The sequence below is a fragment of the Streptomyces sp. NPDC031064 genome (assembly GCF_055570965.1).
In genome coordinates, this window is sequence record NZ_JBVIGF010000003.1 from 690017 (window position 1) to 708951 (window position 18935).

The 18935-nt window shown below is 73.2% G+C and carries 19 protein-coding genes and 1 pseudogene; 12 read left to right on the forward strand and 8 right to left on the reverse strand.

What is annotated here, in order from left to right; translation table 11 throughout:
* Positions 1–42: 42 nt before the first annotated feature.
* The gene (locus ACZ46W_RS14155; RefSeq protein WP_468336373.1) at positions 43–1050 is read right to left on the reverse strand and encodes a right-handed parallel beta-helix repeat-containing protein; all 1008 of its coding nucleotides are present in this window, start codon (positions 1048–1050) and stop codon (positions 43–45) included.
* A gap of 306 nt (positions 1051–1356) precedes the next feature.
* Here ACZ46W_RS14155 and ACZ46W_RS14160 point away from each other — a divergent pair, with 306 nt between their 5' ends.
* The 3 genes from ACZ46W_RS14160 (at position 1357) to ACZ46W_RS14170 (ending at position 3554) form a co-directional block, all read left to right on the forward strand.
* Positions 1357–2238 carry a PAC2 family protein gene (locus ACZ46W_RS14160; protein WP_468337023.1) on the forward strand — a complete coding sequence of 294 codons (882 nt, stop codon included), beginning with the start codon at positions 1357–1359 and terminating at the stop codon, positions 2236–2238.
* A gap of 32 nt (positions 2239–2270) precedes the next feature.
* Complete coding sequence (gene coaE, locus ACZ46W_RS14165) at positions 2271–2894, forward strand: dephospho-CoA kinase (RefSeq protein WP_468336376.1); 624 nt, start codon at positions 2271–2273, stop codon at positions 2892–2894.
* Positions 2895–3161: 267 nt separating this feature from the next.
* Entirely contained in the window at positions 3162–3554 is a 393-nt protein-coding gene (locus tag ACZ46W_RS14170; protein ID WP_366130120.1) for a tetratricopeptide repeat protein, read from the forward strand.
* A 111-nt stretch (positions 3555–3665) separates the two neighbouring features.
* Here the strand turns inward: ACZ46W_RS14170 and ACZ46W_RS14175 are convergent, their stop codons facing one another.
* Complete coding sequence (locus ACZ46W_RS14175; protein ID WP_468336380.1) at positions 3666–3926, reverse strand: DUF6343 family protein; 261 nt, start codon at positions 3924–3926, stop codon at positions 3666–3668.
* Between the two features lie 106 nt (positions 3927–4032).
* Here ACZ46W_RS14175 and ACZ46W_RS14180 point away from each other — a divergent pair, with 106 nt between their 5' ends.
* The 7 genes from ACZ46W_RS14180 to ACZ46W_RS14210 all read left to right on the forward strand — a co-directional run bounded on the left by ACZ46W_RS14180 (position 4033) and on the right by ACZ46W_RS14210 (position 12657).
* Positions 4033–4740: a class I SAM-dependent methyltransferase gene (locus ACZ46W_RS14180; protein WP_468336383.1), complete on the forward strand. Its 708-nt coding sequence runs from the start codon at positions 4033–4035 to the stop codon at positions 4738–4740.
* A gap of 64 nt (positions 4741–4804) precedes the next feature.
* Positions 4805–5236: a DoxX family protein gene (locus tag ACZ46W_RS14185; protein ID WP_468336386.1), complete on the forward strand. Its 432-nt coding sequence runs from the start codon at positions 4805–4807 to the stop codon at positions 5234–5236.
* Between the two features lie 97 nt (positions 5237–5333).
* Positions 5334–6776 carry a carboxylesterase/lipase family protein gene (locus ACZ46W_RS14190; protein WP_468336389.1) on the forward strand — a complete coding sequence of 481 codons (1443 nt, stop codon included), beginning with the start codon at positions 5334–5336 and terminating at the stop codon, positions 6774–6776.
* 80 nt (positions 6777–6856) lie between these two features.
* Complete coding sequence (locus tag ACZ46W_RS14195; protein WP_468336392.1) at positions 6857–9688, forward strand: DEAD/DEAH box helicase; 2832 nt, start codon at positions 6857–6859, stop codon at positions 9686–9688.
* On the forward strand, positions 9685–11148 hold the full coding sequence (locus ACZ46W_RS14200; protein ID WP_468336395.1) for an SWIM zinc finger family protein: 1464 nt from the start codon (positions 9685–9687) through the stop codon (positions 11146–11148). Before ACZ46W_RS14195 ends, ACZ46W_RS14200 begins: the two co-directional genes overlap by 4 nt.
* 71 nt (positions 11149–11219) lie before the next feature.
* Positions 11220–11756, forward strand: coding sequence for a hypothetical protein (locus ACZ46W_RS14205; RefSeq protein WP_468336398.1), 537 nt, complete (start codon positions 11220–11222; stop codon positions 11754–11756).
* Positions 11757–11925: 169 nt separating this feature from the next.
* Entirely contained in the window at positions 11926–12657 is a 732-nt protein-coding gene (locus tag ACZ46W_RS14210; protein WP_468336401.1) for a chaplin, read from the forward strand.
* A gap of 48 nt (positions 12658–12705) precedes the next feature.
* Here the strand turns inward: ACZ46W_RS14210 and ACZ46W_RS14215 are convergent, their stop codons facing one another.
* On the reverse strand, positions 12706–13374 hold the full coding sequence (locus tag ACZ46W_RS14215) for a DUF2293 domain-containing protein (protein WP_468336404.1): 669 nt from the start codon (positions 13372–13374) through the stop codon (positions 12706–12708).
* Position 13375: 1 nt separating this feature from the next.
* Positions 13376–13822, reverse strand: coding sequence for a hypothetical protein (locus ACZ46W_RS14220; protein WP_468336407.1), 447 nt, complete (start codon positions 13820–13822; stop codon positions 13376–13378).
* 57 nt (positions 13823–13879) lie between these two features.
* On the opposite strand from ACZ46W_RS14220, the gene ACZ46W_RS14225 reads away from it, so the two are divergent.
* Complete coding sequence (locus tag ACZ46W_RS14225; protein ID WP_468336410.1) at positions 13880–14617, forward strand: DUF7873 family protein; 738 nt, start codon at positions 13880–13882, stop codon at positions 14615–14617.
* Between the two features lie 366 nt (positions 14618–14983).
* Here ACZ46W_RS14225 and ACZ46W_RS14230 read toward each other — a convergent pair whose 3' ends face one another.
* Positions 14984–16195: a pyridoxal phosphate-dependent aminotransferase gene (locus ACZ46W_RS14230; protein WP_468336413.1), complete on the reverse strand. Its 1212-nt coding sequence runs from the start codon at positions 16193–16195 to the stop codon at positions 14984–14986.
* 85 nt (positions 16196–16280) lie between these two features.
* On the opposite strand from ACZ46W_RS14230, the gene ACZ46W_RS14235 reads away from it, so the two are divergent.
* A complete protein-coding gene (locus ACZ46W_RS14235) occupies positions 16281–16958 on the forward strand; it encodes a winged helix-turn-helix transcriptional regulator (RefSeq protein WP_468336416.1) in 678 nt (225 codons plus the stop codon).
* Positions 16959–17299: 341 nt separating this feature from the next.
* Here ACZ46W_RS14235 and ACZ46W_RS14240 read toward each other — a convergent pair whose 3' ends face one another.
* The 3 genes and pseudogenes from ACZ46W_RS14240 to ACZ46W_RS14250 all read right to left on the reverse strand — a co-directional run bounded on the left by ACZ46W_RS14240 (position 17300) and on the right by ACZ46W_RS14250 (position 18868).
* A complete protein-coding gene (locus tag ACZ46W_RS14240; RefSeq protein WP_468337026.1) occupies positions 17300–17701 on the reverse strand; it encodes a nuclear transport factor 2 family protein in 402 nt (133 codons plus the stop codon).
* Between the two features lie 15 nt (positions 17702–17716).
* Positions 17717–18052: pseudogene (locus tag ACZ46W_RS14245) on the reverse strand (MerR family transcriptional regulator); the annotation flags it as partial.
* A 60-nt stretch (positions 18053–18112) separates the two neighbouring features.
* Complete coding sequence (locus ACZ46W_RS14250) at positions 18113–18868, reverse strand: SDR family NAD(P)-dependent oxidoreductase (RefSeq protein WP_468336419.1); 756 nt, start codon at positions 18866–18868, stop codon at positions 18113–18115.
* Positions 18869–18935 lie beyond the last annotated feature (67 nt).

An 18935-nucleotide genomic window follows, 5' to 3' on the forward strand; every position in this document is an offset into this window, starting at 1 on the left:
CGGAAGGGGGCGGGCCTCAGTCGTGTGCCTGGCCGCCGGTCGCTAGCCGATGGGTACGCCCGGTGTGACCAGGCCCCGGCCGCCGGTGCGGGTGTTGTCCGCGTACACCGTCGTCCGGCACGACGACGAATAGTGCGGCACGTGGATGGCGTACCGGTGGGCGCCCGTCGCGCCGGTCAGGTCGGCCTTGTTGGCGCGGAACACCGTGCCGCAGCCCCAGCCGCTCTGCTGGGTGTGGACCTCGAAACCGTTGTTGAGGGTGTTGCGGCCGGTGTTGTTCTCGACGAGGACGTTGTTGCCCTTCACGTCGACCCACGAGTCGTCGTAGTGGACCCCGGTCATGCCGCGGCCGTCGAAGGTGTTGCCGATGATCTTCGCGCCGGTGGTGCCCTCCTTGATGTCGATGCTCTCGCCCCCGACGTCCGGGCCTATGACGTTGTTGAGGATCTGTACGTTGTCACTGCGGTCCGACAAGGTGTTCGCCGTGCCCACGTAGACGCCCTCGCCCATCCCTCGGCCGTCGTTCCCGGTGTCGTGGATCCGGGAGTTCTTGATGACGCCGTTGCTGCTGGACTTGCGGAAGTGGACGCCCTCCATGTCGAGGCCGTGGACGGTGACGGAGTCGACGACGACTCCGGTCGCCGTGTCGATCATGATGCCCTTCTGGCCGCCGGTGACGGTGATCCCCTTGACGGTCCAGTGGGAGGCGCCGTCGAGGTGCAGGCCGTAGCCGCCGCCCGCCGAGAGCACGGCCCGCGAGGAGCCGGTGAGGGTGATGCGGGCGGAGGCGGTCGCGGGAGTCGTGGCCTTGAAGTTGCCGGTGTACGTGCCGTCGGCGAGGCGGATCGTATCGCCGGGGCGGGCGGCGCTCAGGGCGGACTTCAGTTGGGCGGCGCTCGTGACGTCGATGACGGCGGCGGTCCCGGCTCCGCCGGCGGTCGGGGCGAGGGTGGTGGAGGGGGCTCCGCCGGCGGCCGGGGCGAGGGCGGTGAGTCCGGCGGCGATGGCGAGCGTGGTCGCCAGGGCGGGGAGCAGTGTTCGGGTGCGCATGTGGGGGTGCCTTCCCGTGGGGGATCGAGAGGGGCTGGCGCGTGTTCGCGTATATGTACGCCGGGCGGGTTTCTGAACCGGCGCGTTGCCCCGTGACGGTAGGGATGGGGTGTGAGCATGTCAAGGTCTGGACCAAGGCCCCACAGGAACCTGCCCGTCCGGTACCGCAGGCCGGATATGGCCCTCCATGGGGAATGCCTGTACGGCGAGTGACGTTCTTCCGTACGAACACGAGGAGGAGCGGTAATCGTGCTTGATCCGCAGGATTTGTACGAATGGGAGCCGAAGGGCCTGGCCGTCGTCGACATGGCGCTGGCCCAGGAGTCGGCCGGCCTGGTCATGCTCTACCACTTCGACGGATACATCGACGCGGGCGAGACCGGCGAGCAGATCGTCGACAGCCTGCTGGACTCGCTGCCCCACCAGGTGGTGGCCCGCTTCGACCACGACAGGCTGGTGGACTACCGGGCGCGGCGCCCGCTGCTGACCTTCAGGCGCGACCGCTGGACCGCGTACGAGACCCCGGCCATCGAGGTCCGCCTCCTCCAGGACGCCACCGGCGCGCCCTTCCTGCTCCTGTCCGGGCCCGAGCCGGACGTGGAGTGGGAGCGGTTCGCCGCGGCCGTCCGGCAGATCGTCGAGCGGCTCGGGGTGCGCCTTTCGGTCAACTTCCACGGCATCCCCATGGGCGTGCCGCACACCCGCCCCGTCGGCCTCACGCCGCACGGCAACCGCACGGACCTGATGCCGGGGCACCGCAGCCCGTTCGACGAGGCCCAGGTGCCGGGCAGCGCCGAGGCGCTGACCGAGTTCCGGCTGATGGAGGCCGGGCACGACGTCCTCGGTGTCGCCGCCCACGTCCCGCACTATGTGGCCCGGTCCGCCTACCCGGACGCGGCACTGACCGCCGTGGAGGCGATCACGGCGGCCACCGGTCTCGTGCTGCCCGGAATCGCGCACTCGCTGCGGACGCAGGCACAGCGGACGCAGACCGAGATCGAGCGCCAGATCGGCGAGGGCGACGAGGAGCTGATCGCGCTCGTCCAGGGGCTGGAGCACCAGTACGACGCCATGGCCGGCGCCGAGACGCGCGGCAGCCTGGTCGCCGAACCGGTGGACCTGCCCTCGGCGGACGAGCTGGGCCGCCAATTCGAACGGTTCCTGGCCGAGCGGGAGGGTGACCTGTAGGGCCCGGTCCGCGAGGGCCTAGGCTTCGGCTCATGCTGAAGGTTGGGTTGACCGGCGGAATCGGTGCCGGGAAGAGCGAGGTGTCGCGGCTGCTCTCCTCGTACGGGGCGGTGATCGTCGACGCCGACAAGATCGCCCGCGAGGTCGTCGAGCCCGGGACACCTGGGCTCGCGGCCGTCGTGGCGGCGTTCGGGCCGGACATCCTGACGCCCGAGGGAACCCTCGACCGCCCCAGGCTCGGCTCGATCGTCTTCTCCGACGCCGAGCGGCTGGCCACGCTGAACGGCATCGTCCACCCGCTCGTCGGTGCCCGCTCGGCCGAGCTCGAAGCCGCGGCGGGGCCGGACGCGGTGGTCGTCCACGACGTACCGCTGCTCACGGAGAACGGCCTGGCGCCGCTCTATGACGTCGTCGTGGTCGTCGACGCGTCCCCCGAGACGCAAGTGGACCGGCTCGTACGGCTGCGCGGCATGAGCGAGCCCGAGGCCCGCGCGCGCATGGCCGCACAGGCCACCCGCGAGCAGCGGCGAGCCGTCGCGGACCTGATCATCGACAACGACGGCCCGCTGGAGGACCTGGAACCCCAGGTACGCGAGGTCTGGGCGCGGCTCACCGAACGCGCCGCCGCCGGCCCGCCGGCCGACCGGGGCGTGTGAGTCCGCCGGGACGTGCGGGTCGGCCCGGGCGTGTGTGGGCCCTGCCCTGGTGAGCGGGCGCGCTCGGTGTGTGGGTCGGACCCGGGCGTGTGAGGCCGCCCGGGTGTGTGGGTCCGCCCGGGCGTGTGAGCGTGCCGGTACGGGAGAGGCGCCGGGAGGGAGAGCGGGCGGCCCGGAGGTATCCGGTATCCGGCGGGCGGAGGTATCCGGAGGAATAGCGTCCGCGCCAGGCATGTTGAACCGCCGCAGCGAGGGAAGGATGCGAGCGTGCCCGAGACCAACCCGGAGACCCACGTCATCGACTACCGCGCGGCGGAGCAGCTCCTCGCCGCACGGGACCCACGCGGGGCCGTCAAGCTGCTCGATTCCGTGATCGCGGCCCATCCCGAGAACACCGCCGCCCGGCTGCTGCGCGCCCGCGCCTTCTTCGCGGCGGCCCAGCTCCGGCCCGCCGAGTTGGAGTTCGAACTGGTGCTGGAGCGTGAGCCCGACAACGCCTTCGCGCACTTCGCGCTGGCCCGCACCTTCCAGCGCTCCGGCCGCCCCGAGCAGGCCAAGCGCCACTTCCGCCTCGCCGCCGCCCTCGACCCCAAGCCGGAGTACCTGGAGGCGGCGCGTTTCCCCGTCGACTTCCCGGCCGACCTCCCGCCCGAGGAGTGACCGCGCGTTGACCGGCCCTGGCGGACGTGCGGTCAGGGCCCGCGAGGCCGCAGGACCGGCCGATCGGCCGATCGGCCGACCGATCGAACGGCCGGCGCGGACCGGCCGGGCCTAGCGCCGGTCGTCCGGTTCGTACGGGGGGACGTCGCGGCCAGGCTGGTAGTGCGGGCCCTGGCGGATGTGGCGGACGATGACCACGAGGTCCACCAGGACCACCACGCCCAGCAGCCCGCAGGCCACCGCCCAGCCGGTCCGGCCGGCCAGGGCGAAGGCCGCCGTTCCGGCGCCCGCCCAGATCAGGCCCCACACACCCAGCCAGAAGCGGATCCGCAGGGGACTGCGCGCGGTTCTCGGTTCACTGCCGGTACGCATGGTGATCGCTCTCCCTGCCCGCCGGGTACCCGGCCATGAACCGTTCGATCCAAGCCAAAGGAGGCCGGGCGGGGAACGGGCCCCTGGTGTCGGCCGTTCAGGGCACATGAGCGGACGGACACGCGAGGGATACCGGGGCACGGGCCCGGGGGCGATCACCCCGGACGGTTGTGCCGTGGACCTGTACAGCAGGCTCGTCGCCGGCCCCGAGCCGGACATCATCGCCGCCGCCGTCCCGGCGCGCGCGACCCTGCTCGAACTCGGCAGCGGGGCTGGCCGGATGACCGGGCCACTGGCCGACCGCGGCCTGGTGGTGACGGCGGTGGACGAGTCGGCCGAGATGCTGGAACGGGTCCGCGAGCGGGTCCCCGGCATCAGGACCGTACAGAGCCCGATAGAGACGCTGGACATGGAGGAGCGGTTCGACGTCGTCCTGCTCGCGTCGTTCCTGGTCCACACGGCCGACCTGCGGGTGCGCGACGGGCTGCTCGCCGCCTGCCGACGGCACGTCGCGGACGACGGGTGCGTACTGATCCAGCGCGAGGGCGTGGACTGGCACACCCACGTGCCGCGTGAGCGGGTGGACCCGTCCGGCTGCACGGTGCGGATCGCGTCGGCGGAACCGGTCGGGGACGGGGTGAACTCGGTGGTCGCCGAGTACGTCTTCCCCGACGCCCGCTGGACACAGACCTTCCTGTCACGGCCGTTGACGAAGGGGGACTTCGAGGGCTGTCTGGACCGGGCCGGTCTCGCCGTCGAGACGTACTTGACGGACGACGGCACCTGGGTGAGGGCGCGGCCGAAGGACCGATGAGTTCCCGGCGGCCCGCCGGTCTACCTCCATGACAGGCACGCAACGCCCTTAGGAGGAGCCCGACATGACCACCCCCGCCGCCAACGCCCCCACCACCGCCGCTCCCGTCCTGAGCCGCCGCGCCGACATCGGGGTGTGGACGCTGCAAATCGTCCTGGCCCTCTTCTTCGCGATCCCGAGCGCCGCGCCCAAGCTGGTCGGGCACCCCTCGGCCGCGGAGGCCTTCGACGCGATCGGTTTCGGGGACTGGTTCATGTACCTGGTGGGCGCCGTGGAACTGGCCGGTGCCATCGCGCTGGTGGTGCCCGTCCTGTCCGGGGTGTCGGCGCTCGCGCTGATCGGCCTGATGGCCGGCGCGCTCATCACACAACTGGTCTTCCTCGGCGGGCAGTACTGGTTCACTCCGGTGATCTTCGCCGTGCTGCTGGCCGTCGTCGCCTGGAACCGCCGCCACCACAACGCCCGGCTCGTGGCGCTGGTCCGCCAGCGGATGTGAACCGGGACGCACACCGCGGGAAAGCCTTTACGCCCGGCCGGGCGGCACGGTACGAGAGAGGTACACGACGAGGGGACCTTCGATGCGACCGGTGTGCATGACCAGGCAGGGTGCGGTACGCGGCAACGTCTCGGCGGACGGCACGGCCTCCTTCCTCGGCATCCCGTACGCCGCGCCGCCCTTCGGCCCCCTCCGCTTCCGGCCACCGGCCCCACCGCGCGCGTGGAGCGGGACACGGGACACGACGGCCCACGGCCCGACCCCGCCCAAGGCGCCCTACACCCCGCCCTTCGACGCCCTCATCCCGGAGGTCACGATCCCGGGCGAGGACTGCCTCAACCTCAACATATGGACGCCGTCACCCGGCCCCGGCGCCCGACTGCCCGTCATGGTGTGGCTGTACGGCGGTGCCTTCGCCAACGGGGCGGCGTCGTCGTCCGCGTACGACGGCAGCGCCTTCGCCCGGGACGGTGTGGTGTTCGTTTCGCTCAACTACCGCCTCGGTACCGACGGGTTCCTGCACCTGGACGGCGTGCCGGACAACCGGGGCCTGCTGGACCAGATCGCCGCGCTGGAATGGATACGCGACAACATCGCGGCCTTCGGCGGTGACCCGGACCGGATCACCCTCTTCGGCCATTCGGCCGGAGCGATCAGCATCGGCGTCCTGCTGAACGACACGCGGGCGCGTGGCCTGTTCCACCGGGCCATCCTCCAGAGCGGTGCCGCGCACCACTTCCTCCGCCCCGCGTCGGCCCGCCGGATCACCGCCCACCTGGCCGGCAGGCTCGGGATCGAACCGACCGCCGACGCCTTCGCCGCCGTACCCCTCGACCGGCTCCTGACCGCGCAAGCGGAACTGCGCCGTGAGATCGGCGGCCGCCCCGACCCCGCCGTGTGGGGCGAGGCGGCGCTCAACGCGATGCCCTTCGAGCCGGTCGTCGACGGCCTGGCGCCGCCGGGGCCCGACTGCGGCGTCGACCTGCTGGTCGGCAGCAACCGCGAGGAGTACCGGCTCTTCCTCGTCCCCACCGAGCGGCTGCACCTCCTGCGCGAGGCCAAGCTCCGGGCGACCGCCGAGGCCTACGGCCTCGATCCGGACAAGGCCCTGCCCGTATACCGGGACGCGCGGCCCGGCGCCGTGCCGGGGGAGATCTTCGACGCCATGGTGACGGACTGGTTCTACCGGATCCCGGCGATCCGGCTGGCCGAGTCGGTGCCGGGGTCGTACATGTACGAGTTCGCCCGGCGCTCCTCCGCCTTCGACGGGCGGCTCGGCGCCTGCCACGGCGGCGAGCTGGCCTACGTCTTCGACCGGCTCGACGACCCGGCGTACGCCCCGATGATCGGCGAGGACCCGGCCCAGGCCGTGGCGGACGCGATGCACGGGGCGTGGGTGGCCTTCGCGACGACGGGCGAGCCGGGGTGGGCCGAGTACGACACGTCCAGCCGTACGACGATGATCTTCGACGACGCCGAGCCGGGTGTGGTGGAGGACCCGCGAGCGGCGGAGCGCGCCCTGTGGGAGGGCGTGCGCTGACGGGGCTCGGGCCGATTGTCAGACCCTCGCCGTAAGGTCGTAGATCCACGGAACGACCAGCGTGAGGGAGGTGACCGGCCATGGGGCAGGCCCCGCTGCACACCTGTGCCGCCGTCTTCCTCCCCGCCGCCCTGCCCCGCGAGGGCCGCGTCGCCTTCTGGTCCCCGGACGCCCGCCCCCTGCCCCCGCCCGGGGAGCCGGGGAGCCCCGCGCACCAGGGCGCCCACGACGACACGATCACGGTGGTGCGGGCGCACGGGGCCGGCGTCCGCAGCCGTGCCGTCCCCGCACGCGTGCTGCCCGTCGCCGATGCCCTTCCCGTGCTGGTCGCCGCCCGGCACGACCCCGCCGCGCACCCCGCCGCCGCCTGCTGGGGCGCGGCCGCCCTGCACGCCCTCCACCTGGCCGGGCGCGGCCGGCTCCTGCCCGGGCTCACCGCCGACGACCTGGACGCCTGGCGGGCCGGCCCCCTCGACGCCGACGACATCGCCCACCTGCGGGCCGTCGCCGCGGCGATGCCGTACGAGGCCCATGCCGTGCCCGTCGCCGGCCGGCGCCCGCTCCAGTTGCCCGAGCCGGAGGCGCTGGTACGGGCGTTCCTGGACGCGGTCGCCGACACGCTGCCCCGCACACCGGCCGCCGCGTACGCCGCCGGGGCGCCGTTCGCGGCCCGTACGCCGCAGCACCTGCCCCGCGCGCGTGCCTGGGCCGCCGAGGCGGCGGCGGGCATGGACGCCGGCGTCCGCGTCTCGCTGCGCCTCGATCTGTCCGGGTACGAGCTGTTCGACACCGTCCAGGAGGGCGGCGCCGAGCGGGAGGCCGCCGCCGCGCTGGTCCAGGTCCACAGCCTCGCCGACCCCACCCTCGTCATCGACGCGGCCGCGCTCTGGGCGGGCGAGGGCACCGAGCACTTCGGGCCGCGCGCCCGGATCGACGCCGTGCTGGCGCTGCGGCGCGCCGCCCGCGTCTGGGCCCCGCTCGCCCGGCTGCTGGAGCGGGACGTCCCCGACGTCGTCTCCCTCACCGAGGACGAGCTGTACGAACTGCTGGGCCCCGCGGCGACCCGGCTCGCCGCGGCCGGTGTGACCGTGCACTGGCCCAGGGAGCTGGCCCGGTCCCTCACCGCCACCGCGGTCGTCCGGCCCGCGCCCGGCTCGGCCACCGACGGCACGGCCTTCTTCGACGGGGCGGAGCTGCTGAGGTTCAACTGGCAGCTCGCGCTGGACGGCGACCCGCTGACCGAGCGGGAGATGGACGCCCTCGCCGAGGCGCACCGCCCCGTCGTGCGGCTGCGCGACCAGTGGGTGGTCGTCGACCCCGCGCTCGTACGCAAGGCGCGCAAACGGGAGCTGGGCCTGCTGGAGCCGGTCGACGCGCTCGCCGTCGCCCTGACCGGCACCGCCGAGGTGGACGGTGAGACGGTCGAGGCCGTCCCGGTGGGCGCGCTCGCCGCACTGCGCGACCGGCTCGTGGCGGGCCCCGGCCACATCGCCCCGCCACCCGGCCTGGACGCCACGCTGCGCGACTACCAACTGCGCGGCCTGGCCTGGCTGGATTTGATGACGTCCCTGGGGCTCGGCGGCTGCCTCGCCGACGACATGGGCCTCGGCAAGACCGTCACGCTCATCGCCCTCCACCTGCGCCGTGCCCGCAGTGCCCCGACCCTCGTCGTCTGCCCGGCGTCCCTGCTCGGCAACTGGCAGCGTGAGATCGCCCGGTTCGCCCCCGGCGTTCCCGTGCGCCGCTTCCACGGCGCCGACCGCACCCTGGACGGGCTCGACGGCGGCTTCGTCCTCACCACCTACGGCACGATGCGCACCAGCGCCGAGCGGCTGGCCGCCCACGAGTGGGGAATGGTCGTCGCCGACGAGGCCCAGCACGTCAAGAACCCGTTCTCCGCCACCGCCAAGGCGCTGCGCACCATCCCCGCGCCCGCGCGCGTCGCCCTCACCGGCACCCCCGTCGAGAACAACCTCTCCGAGCTGTGGGCGCTGCTCGACTGGACGACCCCGGGGCTCCTCGGCCCGCTCAAGGCGTTCCGCTCCCGGCACGCGCGAGCCGTCGAGAACGCCGAGCAGATCGAGAACGACGAGGCGGTCGAGCGGCTCGCCCGGCTCGTCCGCCCCTTCCTGCTGCGCCGCAAGAAGTCCGACCCGGGCATCGTGCCCGAGCTGCCGCCCAAGACCGAGTCCGACCACCCCGTGCCCCTCACCCGCGAACAGGCCTCCCTCTACGAGGCGGTGGTGCGCGAGACGATGGCGCAGATCGAGGGCGCGGAGGGCATCGCACGCCGCGGGCTGGTCATGAAGCTGCTGACGTCCCTGAAGCAGATCTGCAACCACCCCGCCCAGTACCTGAAGGAGGAGCCCGCCCGACTGGCCGGCCGCTCCGGGAAGCTCGCCCTCCTCGACGAGCTCCTCGACACCATCCTGTCCGAGGACGGCTCCGTCCTGGTCTTCACCCAGTACGTGACCATGGCGCGGCTCCTCACCGCCCACCTGGCGGCCCGCGCGGTCCCCTCCCAACTCCTCCACGGCGGCACGCCGGTGGCGGAGCGGGAGCGCATGGTCGACCGGTTCCAGTCCGGTGAGGTCCCCGTGTTCGTCCTGTCCCTCAAGGCCGCCGGCACCGGCCTCAACCTCACCCGGGCCGGCCATGTCGTGCACTACGACCGCTGGTGGAACCCGGCCGTCGAGGAGCAGGCCACCGACCGGGCGTACCGCATCGGCCAGACCCAGCCGGTCCAGGTCCACCGGCTGATCGCCGAAGGAACGGTCGAGGACCGCATCGCGGAGATGCTGGTGGCCAAACGCGCCCTCGCCGACGCGGTCCTCGGTTCCGGCGAGGCCGCGCTGACCGAGCTGACCGACCGCGAGCTGGCCGACCTCGTGTCGCTGAGGAGGCTGTCATGAGCCCCCACCGCCCGGACCCGGACCCCAACCGGGGCTCGGCCCCCGGTCCCGGCCCGTACCCCGGCCCGCACCTCCCCGGCGCCGGCCCGCGCCTGGGCGCGGACCCCGGCGCCCATCCGGGCCCCGGCCCCGGCCCGCGCCTGGGCGCGGACCCCGGCGCCCATCCGGGCCCCGGCCCCGGCCCCGGCATCGGCCTCGGCTCCCGTTCGCGCTCCGGCGTGCGGCGCGCGCCGCTGCACGACGACCGGCGGCGTACGTTCCCGCAGCTCGCCCCGGTCCGGGGCGCCGACGGGCGGTTCGCCGCGACCTGGTGGGGCAACGCGTGGGTGGAGGCGCTGGAGGACACCGCCCTGGACGCGGCGCGCCTGGCGCGCGGGCGGGCGTACGCCGCCACCGGCCACGTCGACGCGATCACCGTGACGCCGGGCCGGGTCGTGGCGTACGTCCACGGCAGCCGCCCCCGCCCGTACCGCACGGAGATCCGGCTGCGGGTCCTCGGCGACGACGACTGGGAGCGTTTCCTGGACGCCGCCGCCGCGCGCCCCGACCACATCGCCGCCCTCCTCGACAAGGACGTCCCGCACGCCCTGGCCGCAGCGGTCGACCTGCTGCCCGGCCCGGGTGACCTGATCCCCGACTGCTCCTGCCCCGACCACGGCTATCCCTGCAAGCACGCGGCCGCCCTCTGCTACCAGGCGGCGCGGCTCCTCGACGAGGACCCGTTCGTGCTGTTCCTGATGCGCGGCCGGGGCGAGCAGGAGATCCTCGCGGCGCTCAGCCACCGCAACGCCGCCCACGAGGCGGCCGAGACCACCGCCGCGCCCCCGCCGATGCCGACCGTGCCCGCCCGCGCGGCCGTCGCCTCCCCGCCGGCCATGCCCCTGCCGCCCCCGCTGCCCGCCCCCGACCGGCCCGGCCGCCCGCCCCTCTACCCCGAGGACCCGGACGCCCCCGACCCGCTGGCCCTCGAAATGCTGGCCACCGAGGCGGCCGCCCGCGCGCACGCCTTCCTGACCACCGGTCAGGACCCGGTCGCCGCCCTCACTCCCTGGCAGGACGCCGTCCGCCTCGCGGCCGCCCATCCGGGCTCGGGCCTGACCGCTTCCACCCGGGCCCTCTACCGCGACCTCGCCGCCGCCCTGGACCGCACCCCCGCCGACCTGGCCCGCGCGGTCGCCGCCTGGCGCCAGGGCGGACCGGCCGGGCTCGCCGTCCTGGAGGAGCCCTGGGACCCGCCCGCCGGCCCCTTCGACCGCGCCCGCCCCGCCCTGATCGCCGCCGACCTCCCGCACTTCCGCCCCTGGCGCAACCGCCTCTCCACCCGCTCGCTGCAACTGCGTTACGGCCGCGACGGCCTGTGGTACGGGTACGAATCGGACCCCGACCGCGAGGACTGGTGGCCGAGAGGCACCCCTGACGCGGACCCGGTCGGAGCGCTCACCGACCTGCTGGAGCGCTGATGGGTACGCTGCTGTACGTACCGGCTGTGAGTACCGGCTGTGCGTACCGCCAGGGACGAATGGGGGGTCCGGTGGAAGCCGAGTTGGTGGCACTGGCGACGGCGGGGGCGACCGCCCTCGTCCAGCAGATGGTCGGCGAGAGCTGGGAGCAGGTGCGCGGCCGGGTCGTCGGCTTCTTCGCCCGCCGGGGCGCCACGGCCCCCGGCCCCGGTTCGGGGTCCGGCACCGGCCCGGAGTCCGGAACCAGCGGCTCTGAATCGGGCAACACCGGCCCGGACCCGGAGAGGGTGGCCGCCGAGCTGGAGGCGGTCCGCGCGGAACTGCTCGCCGCCGAGGCGTCGGGCAGCGAGGAGGCCACCGCCGACGCCCAGGTCGAGGCCCGCACCGAATGGCGGGCCCGGATACGCCGCACCCTCCGCGCGGACCCTGCCGCGGCGGCGGAACTGCGAGCGATTCTGGCCGAGTTGCTGCCCGCCCCGCCGCCCGTGGTCAACGCCCGCTCCGGCGACGTCCACAACACCATCAGCGGAGGCGTCCAGCACGGTGGTGTGATCCAGGCGGGCTCCGTCGGCAGCGTCCATCTCGGCGGTCAGGGGGACGTCAGGTAAAGAGCATGTGAGGGTTCGAATGAGGTGCCACTCGATGGGGTGAATGGCGGATGCGTCATAACCCCTGTTGGCTGTAACGCGTTAACTCCGGTGCGGGCGGGTGCCCGTGAAAGTCTCCGGAAGGCAGGAAGCCATGAGGCACACTCGCCGAAATGGTCTGGTCACACTGATGGCCACGGGTGGCGCGCTCGCTCTGGCGGCGGGTTATGCGCACGCCGACTCGGACGCGAAGGGCGTCGCGGCCGATTCGCCGGGGCTGATCTCCGGCAACACCATTCAGTTGCCCGTGGACGTCCCCGTCAACATCTGCGGGAACACCGTCAACGTGGTCGGGGTACTCAACCCCGCGGCCGGCAACAAGTGCGAGAACAAGGACGGGGGCCACCACCACAAGGACCGCCCGGGCACGCCGCACGGTGAGCACGGCGGCAAGGGAAGCAAGAACGGCGGCAAGAAGGGCAGCGGAGGCGGCGGCGCTTCGGCGGACGGCGCCGCGATGAAGTCGCCCGGTGTGATCTCCGGCAACGGCATCCAGCTCCCCATCGACCTGCCGGTCAACGTCAGCGGCAACTCCGTCAGCCTCGTCGGCATCCTCAACCCCGCCTTCGGCAACGCGTCCAGCAACGGCGGCAGCAAGCCCCCCGTCATGCCGCAGAAGCCCAAGCCGCAGAAGCCGAAGCCGCACGAGCCCGTCGCGCCGCCGGAGCACGACGAGCCCGCCGCTCCGGCTCCCAGCCCGGCCGACCGGGCCCCGTCCGCGCCGCTGCCGCAGACCGGGTCGGCGTCGCTGGCGGAAACGGGCGCCGGCCTCATCGGCCTCGGCGTGCCCGCCGCCATGGGCCTGATGATCGGCGGCGGCCTCCTCTACCGCCGCTTCCGCCCCGCGTCCGACCGCGCGTAATGCGTCCCGGAGGCGGCCGGTCGCCCCGAGCACCAGGCCGCCCCGGAGTCACCGCCGCCAGGCGGCCAGCACCGCCTCGATGACCGGTGCCACACGGTTGCGCGCCTGGCGGCGGGGCACACCGCGCATCAACAGGGCGTCGTACTCGGTGTCGAGGTGCCGCACCGACGCCCGTACCGCCGCGGTGACCGCCCCCTCGTCCAGCGCCCGCCCCGCCGCCGTGCGGCCCACGCGCCCGCTCCCGCGCTCCCCGGCGTGCCCGGCGATCTCGGCGGCACGCTCCGGCGGGCAGCCCGGGAACAGGCGCAGGACCTCCGCCGCCAGCGCCGCCCTGAACCGCTCGTCCTCGGCGGCGCGGCGCACCGCGTCCCGGGCCCGGCGGCGGGCCCGCGCCTCCGCGTCGGCCAGGCACGCGGCCTCGGCCCGCGCGAGGGCGGCCTCCTCCACGAGGATGCCCTGGCGTTCGTACCGCGTACGGCGCCGGTTGTGGCGTACGACCACCGCCCACAGGCCGCTCGCCTCGCGGGCCCGGCGGGTGAGCGCCGCGTCGCCGCGCGGCAGGTAGACCAGGTGGCCGAGGTCGGCGCAGTCCAGGCAGAGCGGCGCGTTGAACTCCAGGACCAGCCGGGCCAGCGGGCCGCCGCGGCACTCCGCGCAGTGGCGCCGCTTGCGCGGCTCGATCACCACGAGCGGGGCCGACACCGCCGGGGCCGCCATGTCACCGCACGCTGGGGGCCGCGGCCTCGATGAACGCGGCCAGCGCCTCGACGCCCTCCTCGGACCGCCGCGCCCGCTCACCCTCGTCCTTCGCCTCGTGCATGCAGTGCGTCACCTCGAATGCCTTCCGGGCCAGTTCCACGATCGCCGCCTCGTCGCACACCAACTGCACGCGTACGAGTGCCTGCCGGGCGGCGGCGCGCCGCTCGTACGACTCCAGGCGTGTCGACTCGGCGTGCGAGCCGTTCCGGCGGTACCAGCGGGCGTTCTGCGCCCGGCGGTACTCGACGAGCGCGTCGGCGAACGCGCTGTACGTCGAGATCCGCTCCTGGCGCAGTTGTTCGGCGCGCGTCAGAGCGGCGGTGCGCTGCGCCGCGCGGCCCTGGAAGAAGTGCGTGACGACCGCGCCGAGCAGCGTGCCGATCACGGCTATGAGCGCCGTCTCCATCGCTCGGTCTCCTAAATTCGTTCGATCCGCGCACGTCGGTGCTGGTTCAATGCCCGCGTGGCAACGACAAGACTCAATCAGATCATCGCCGTTGAGAAGGGCGTCAAGGCGAAGGCCCAGCAGGACCTGAGCGCGGCGCACCAGGCGTTGCAGAAGCCGGCGCTGCTCGCGGGCATCTCCCGGACGTACCAGCCGAAGGACGAGGAGGGCGAGCAGTTGCCGCCGGAGTCCACCCTGGTGCAGGTCAAGGCCGAGGACGTGCTGCGGGACACGGCGAAGACGCTGACCAGGCTCTTCGATGTCACCGCCACCAAGGACTGGGCGAACTGCGCGGCGCGCGCGGACGTCACCGTGGACGGGCGCGTGGTCCTGAACCAGGTCCCCGTCGCGTATCTCCTCTTCCTGGAGAAGCAGTTGACGGACATCGCCGGCTTCATCCGCAAGCTGCCCGTGCTGGACGCGGCGGAGTCGTGGAGCCAGGACCCATCGACCGACGCGTGGAAGACCGAGCCGGTACGGACGGTGCGGACGAAGAAGGTGCCGCGCAACCATGTGAAGGCGGAGGCGACCGAGAAGCACCCGGCCCAGGTCGAGGTCTACTACGAGGACATCCCGGTCGGGTACTGGACCACGGTCAAGTTCTCCGGCGCGCTGCCCGCACGGCGCGTCAACGAGCTGCTGGAGCGGGTGGACAAGCTCCAGCAGGCGGTGAAGTTCGCCCGGGAGGAGGCGAACAGCGCGGAGGTCACCGACCAGCGCGTCGGCGACGCCGTGTTCGGCTACCTGTTCGGGTAGCCAGGGCGCGGTACACAGAAGACTCCCCGGCCGTACGCACCGTAGGGCCGGGGTGCGCGAGGAGCGCAAAGCTGAAGCTGAAGCTTGTCGTGATGGAGCGGTTCCGGTAAGGCGCCGCCCTCAATCTCAGACTCTTGCTCCAGACTCAGCATTCGCCGCTCATCGCCGGAACGACGGGGCCCGGGCCCTGGTGCGTCGAAATGCCGGTTCGACTCCGGCCCGCGCAGCTCGATGTGCGGTCGTCTAAAGGCAGGACGCGGCGACATAACGACTGACCCGGGCACAACCGTGCCGGCGTGTGATGTGAGCGGTATCCACAGGGCTCGGGGGCCGGCTACGCCTCCGGGCCCGCTCCTCTTTCCGGGGCTACTGGCGGTACCCGCTCAGGAAGCGGCCGATCCGGCTGATCGCCGCGTCGAGGTCGTCGGCGTGGGGGAGGGTGAGGATGCGGAAGTGGTCCGGGTGGGGCCAGTTGAAGCCGGTGCCCTGGACGACCTGGATCTTCTCGCGCAACAGCAGGTCCAGGACGAACTTCTCGTCGTCGTGGATGCGGTGCACCTTCGGATCGAGGCGCGGGAACGCGTACAGCGCGCCCTTGGGTTTGACGCACGAGACGCCGGGGATCTCGTTGAGCTTCTCCCACGCCTTGTCGCGCTGCTCGTGGAGGCGGCCGCCGGGGGCGGTCAGTTCGTGGATGGACTGGCGGCCGCCGAGGGCGGCCTGGATGGCGTACTGGGCGGGCGCGTTGGGGCACAGGCGCATGGAGGCGAGCATGGTGAGCCCCTCCAGGTAGTTGCGCGCGTGCTGCTTGGGGCCGGTGACGACGAGCCAGCCTGAGCGGAAGCCGGCGACGCGGTACGTCTTGGAGAGGCCGGAGAAGGTCAGGACGACCAGGTCGGGGGCGAGGGAGGCGGCGGTGTGGTGGACGGCGTCGTCGTACAGGACCTGGTCGTAGATCTCGTCGGCGAAGACCATGAGCTGGTGGCGCCGGGCGAGGTCGAGGATGCCCTCGATGATCTCGCGCGGGTAGACCGCGCCGGTGGGGTTGTTGGGGTTGATGATCACGACGGCCTTGGTGCGGTCGGTGATCTTCGCCGCCATGTCGTCCAGGTCCGGGTACCAGTCGGCGGACTCGTCGCACAGGTAGTGCACGGGCCGGCCGCCGGCGAGCGTGGTGACGGCGGTCCAGAGGGGGTAGTCGGGCGCGGGGATGAGGACTTCGTCGCCGTCCTCCAGGAGGGCCTGGACGGCCATGGAGATGAGTTCGGAGACGCCGTTGCCGAGGAAGACGTCGTCGACGTGCACGTCGGTGAGGCCGAGGGTCTGGTAGCGCTGCGCGACGGCGCGGCGGGCGGAGAGGACGCCGCGGGAGTCGGTGTAGCCGTGGGCCTGCGGGAGCATCCGGATCATGTCCTGGACGATCTCCTCGGGCGCCTCGAAACCGAAGAGGGCCGGGTTGCCGGTGTTCAGGCGCAGGACGCTGTGACCGGCCTCCTCCAGGGCGTTGGCGTGTTCTATCACCGGGCCGCGGATCTCGTAGCAGACCTCGCTGAGTTTGCTCGACTGCCGGAACTCCATGCGCGACGACCTCCCAGAAGTGGTGTTGCTTGGTTTTACCAAGTGGGAGCTTGGAAAGTCCAACAACATGTCTAGACTGCGTCGCATGCCACGTCGACGAAGTTACGACCAGTACTGCGCCGCCGCCCGTGCCCTGGACGCCGTGGGGGACCGCTGGACGCTGCTGATCGTCCGCGAACTGCTCGCGGGTCCGCGCCGGTACACCGACCTGCACGCCGACCTTCCCGGCGTCAGCACGGACATGCTCGCCTCGCGGCTCAAGGACATGGAACGCGACGAACTGGTCACCCGGCGTCGCCTGCCCCCGCCCGCGTCCGCGTACGTGTACGAACTCACCGACCGCGCACGGGCCTTGCTGCCCGTCCTCCGCGCGCTGGCGGCCTGGGGCGCCCCCGCGCTCGACGCGCCCCGCCCGACGGACGCGGTACGGGCGCACTGGTTCGCCATCCCGCTGCTGAGCGCCCTGGAGGCGGCCGCCATGGGGCCCGGAGTCGTCGAAGTACGGCTCGACGAGGGGACGTTCCACGTGCGGCTGGGCGGCGCCGACGGCGAAACGGCCTACGCCGACGGCCCCGCCACCCACGAGCCGGACGTCCGCCTGCGGATGGACGCCGAGACGTGCGTGGCCGTGGCACGCGGGGACCTGTCGGTCGCGGAGGGCGTGCGGGCGGGGCGCGTCGAGGTCCTGGCCGGACGGATCGAGGCGGTACTCGGGACGGCGCTCGGCGCCGGCGGGACACCCGCGGGGCGCGTGCGCATGTGAGGCGCCGGGGGTGGACGCCGAGGGGGGCAGGGGCACGGCCGGGGCTGCGGCCGGGCGCGATGCCACGCCGGGGGCGGGCGGGGGCGCGGCCGGGGCCGGGGCCGCGTCCGGGGCAGCGCACGGGGCTGACCACGGTTGGCGGTACGTCGCGTCGGGGCGACCGCGGTTGGCGGGACATTGCGTCCCGGGTCGGTGCCGGGGCGGCCGCCGTGCGCGGATCTGACGCGCCCGCACGGCGCTCACACCTGACGCGCCCCGCACGGCGCACACGTGACGCGCCCCGCACGGCGCGCGCACCGACGCGCCCGCGGGTGTCGCCGACGGCGGTCGCCAGGCCCGCGTCAGTGCGCGAGCGTCGTCCCGTACGCGCCGAAGCCCGAGATCACCAGGCCGTCGCGGAAGGTCAGCACCTCGTAGACGCGGCCGCCGATCTGGTTCCGGTAGTCAATCACCAGCGAGTCGACGCTCACGCGCACGTCCAGCACCTCGAAGCGCAGGTCGGGGATGCGCCGCAGCCCCTCGGTCCAATACTCCCGCAGCGCCTTCTTGCCGCGCACGGTGCCGGAGGGATCGCCGTTGAAGCGGCTGACCATGGGGGAGGAGAACGTCACGTCGTCGTGGTAGTGGGCGAGGATGCGGTCGATGTCGTGGGAGTTCCAGTCGTCCGCCCACTGCGCGGCGAACTTCCGCGCGAATTCGAGATCCATGGGCGGGATGTTACGTGCGCCATGCACTCGGTGCATGGTGAATTCAGTATGGCGCAACGCCGCCGCGAGCCGGTCGCGGGCGGCCGTCTGCGCCGCGATCCGGGCGTCCAGCACCGCGAGGCGCTCCCGGGCGATCTCCAGGCCCCGCTCCGAGGGCCGCGCCGCCGCCACGTCACCGTCCAGGCAGGCCCTGAACGCCGCGACGTCCTCCAACGTCAGCCCGGCGTCGAGCAGATGGCGGATGTTGCGTACGCGGACGGCGGCACCTGCGTCGTACTCGCGGTAGCCGTTGTGCGCGCGAGTCGATGTGATCAGGCCCTGCTGTTCGTAGTGACGTAGGGCGCGGGCCGTGGTGCCCGTCGCCCGTGCCAGTTCCCCGATGCGCACCCTGCTCCCCTCCGGTCCGGGGAGCCATTGGTATCACGCGCTTTCGCGTTCGTGCGCGGCTCACGCCACCACGGCGCCGCCGTCCACGGGCAGTACGGCGCCGGTGACGAACGAGGCGCCGGGCGAGGCGAGTCGGGTGATGGCCCACGCGACCTCCTCGGGGCGGCCGATCCGGCCGAGCGGGGTGTGCGCCCGCTGCCAGGCGCGCATGCCGGCCAACTCCTCCGGGGTCAGTCCGGAGTGCTCGCCCATCGGGGTCTCGACCGCGCCGGGCGCCACGGCGACGACGCGGATCCCGCGCGGGGCGAGTTCGACAGCCCAGCTACGGGTGAGGAGTTCGAGGCCGGCCTTGGTCGCCGCGTACACGGCATTGCCCGGCCAGGCGCGCTGGCCCACCGAGGTGGTGACGTTCACGATCACGCCGTTCGCCGCTTCCAGGGCGGGCAGCGCGGCCTGGGCGAGGAGGACGGGCGCGATGAGATTGGTGTCCATCTGTGCGGTCATGGAGGGCCGGGTGTGGCTGCCGAGGCGGCCGGTGCCCACGATGGCCGCGTTGTTGACGAGGACGTCGAGGCGGCCGTATGTGTCGAGGGCGGCGTCGACGATGTGCTCGGCCGCCCCGTCCTCGGTGATGTCGGCGACGAACGGCCGGATGGTGCCCGGGTAATCCTGCGCGGTCTCCGCGAGGGGCTCCGGGCGGCGGCCGATGGCGACGACGTGTGCCCCCTGCGCGGCGAACGCCCTGGCGGTGGCCCGACCGATACCGGTACCGGCACCGGTGACGATGACAACGCTGGTGTTCTGCGTGCTCTTCATGAAGCCGATGCTCGAACCCTGCCGCCAATGTCAAGGTCAAGTCCGTCTCCGGCTGGGGCAGCATGAG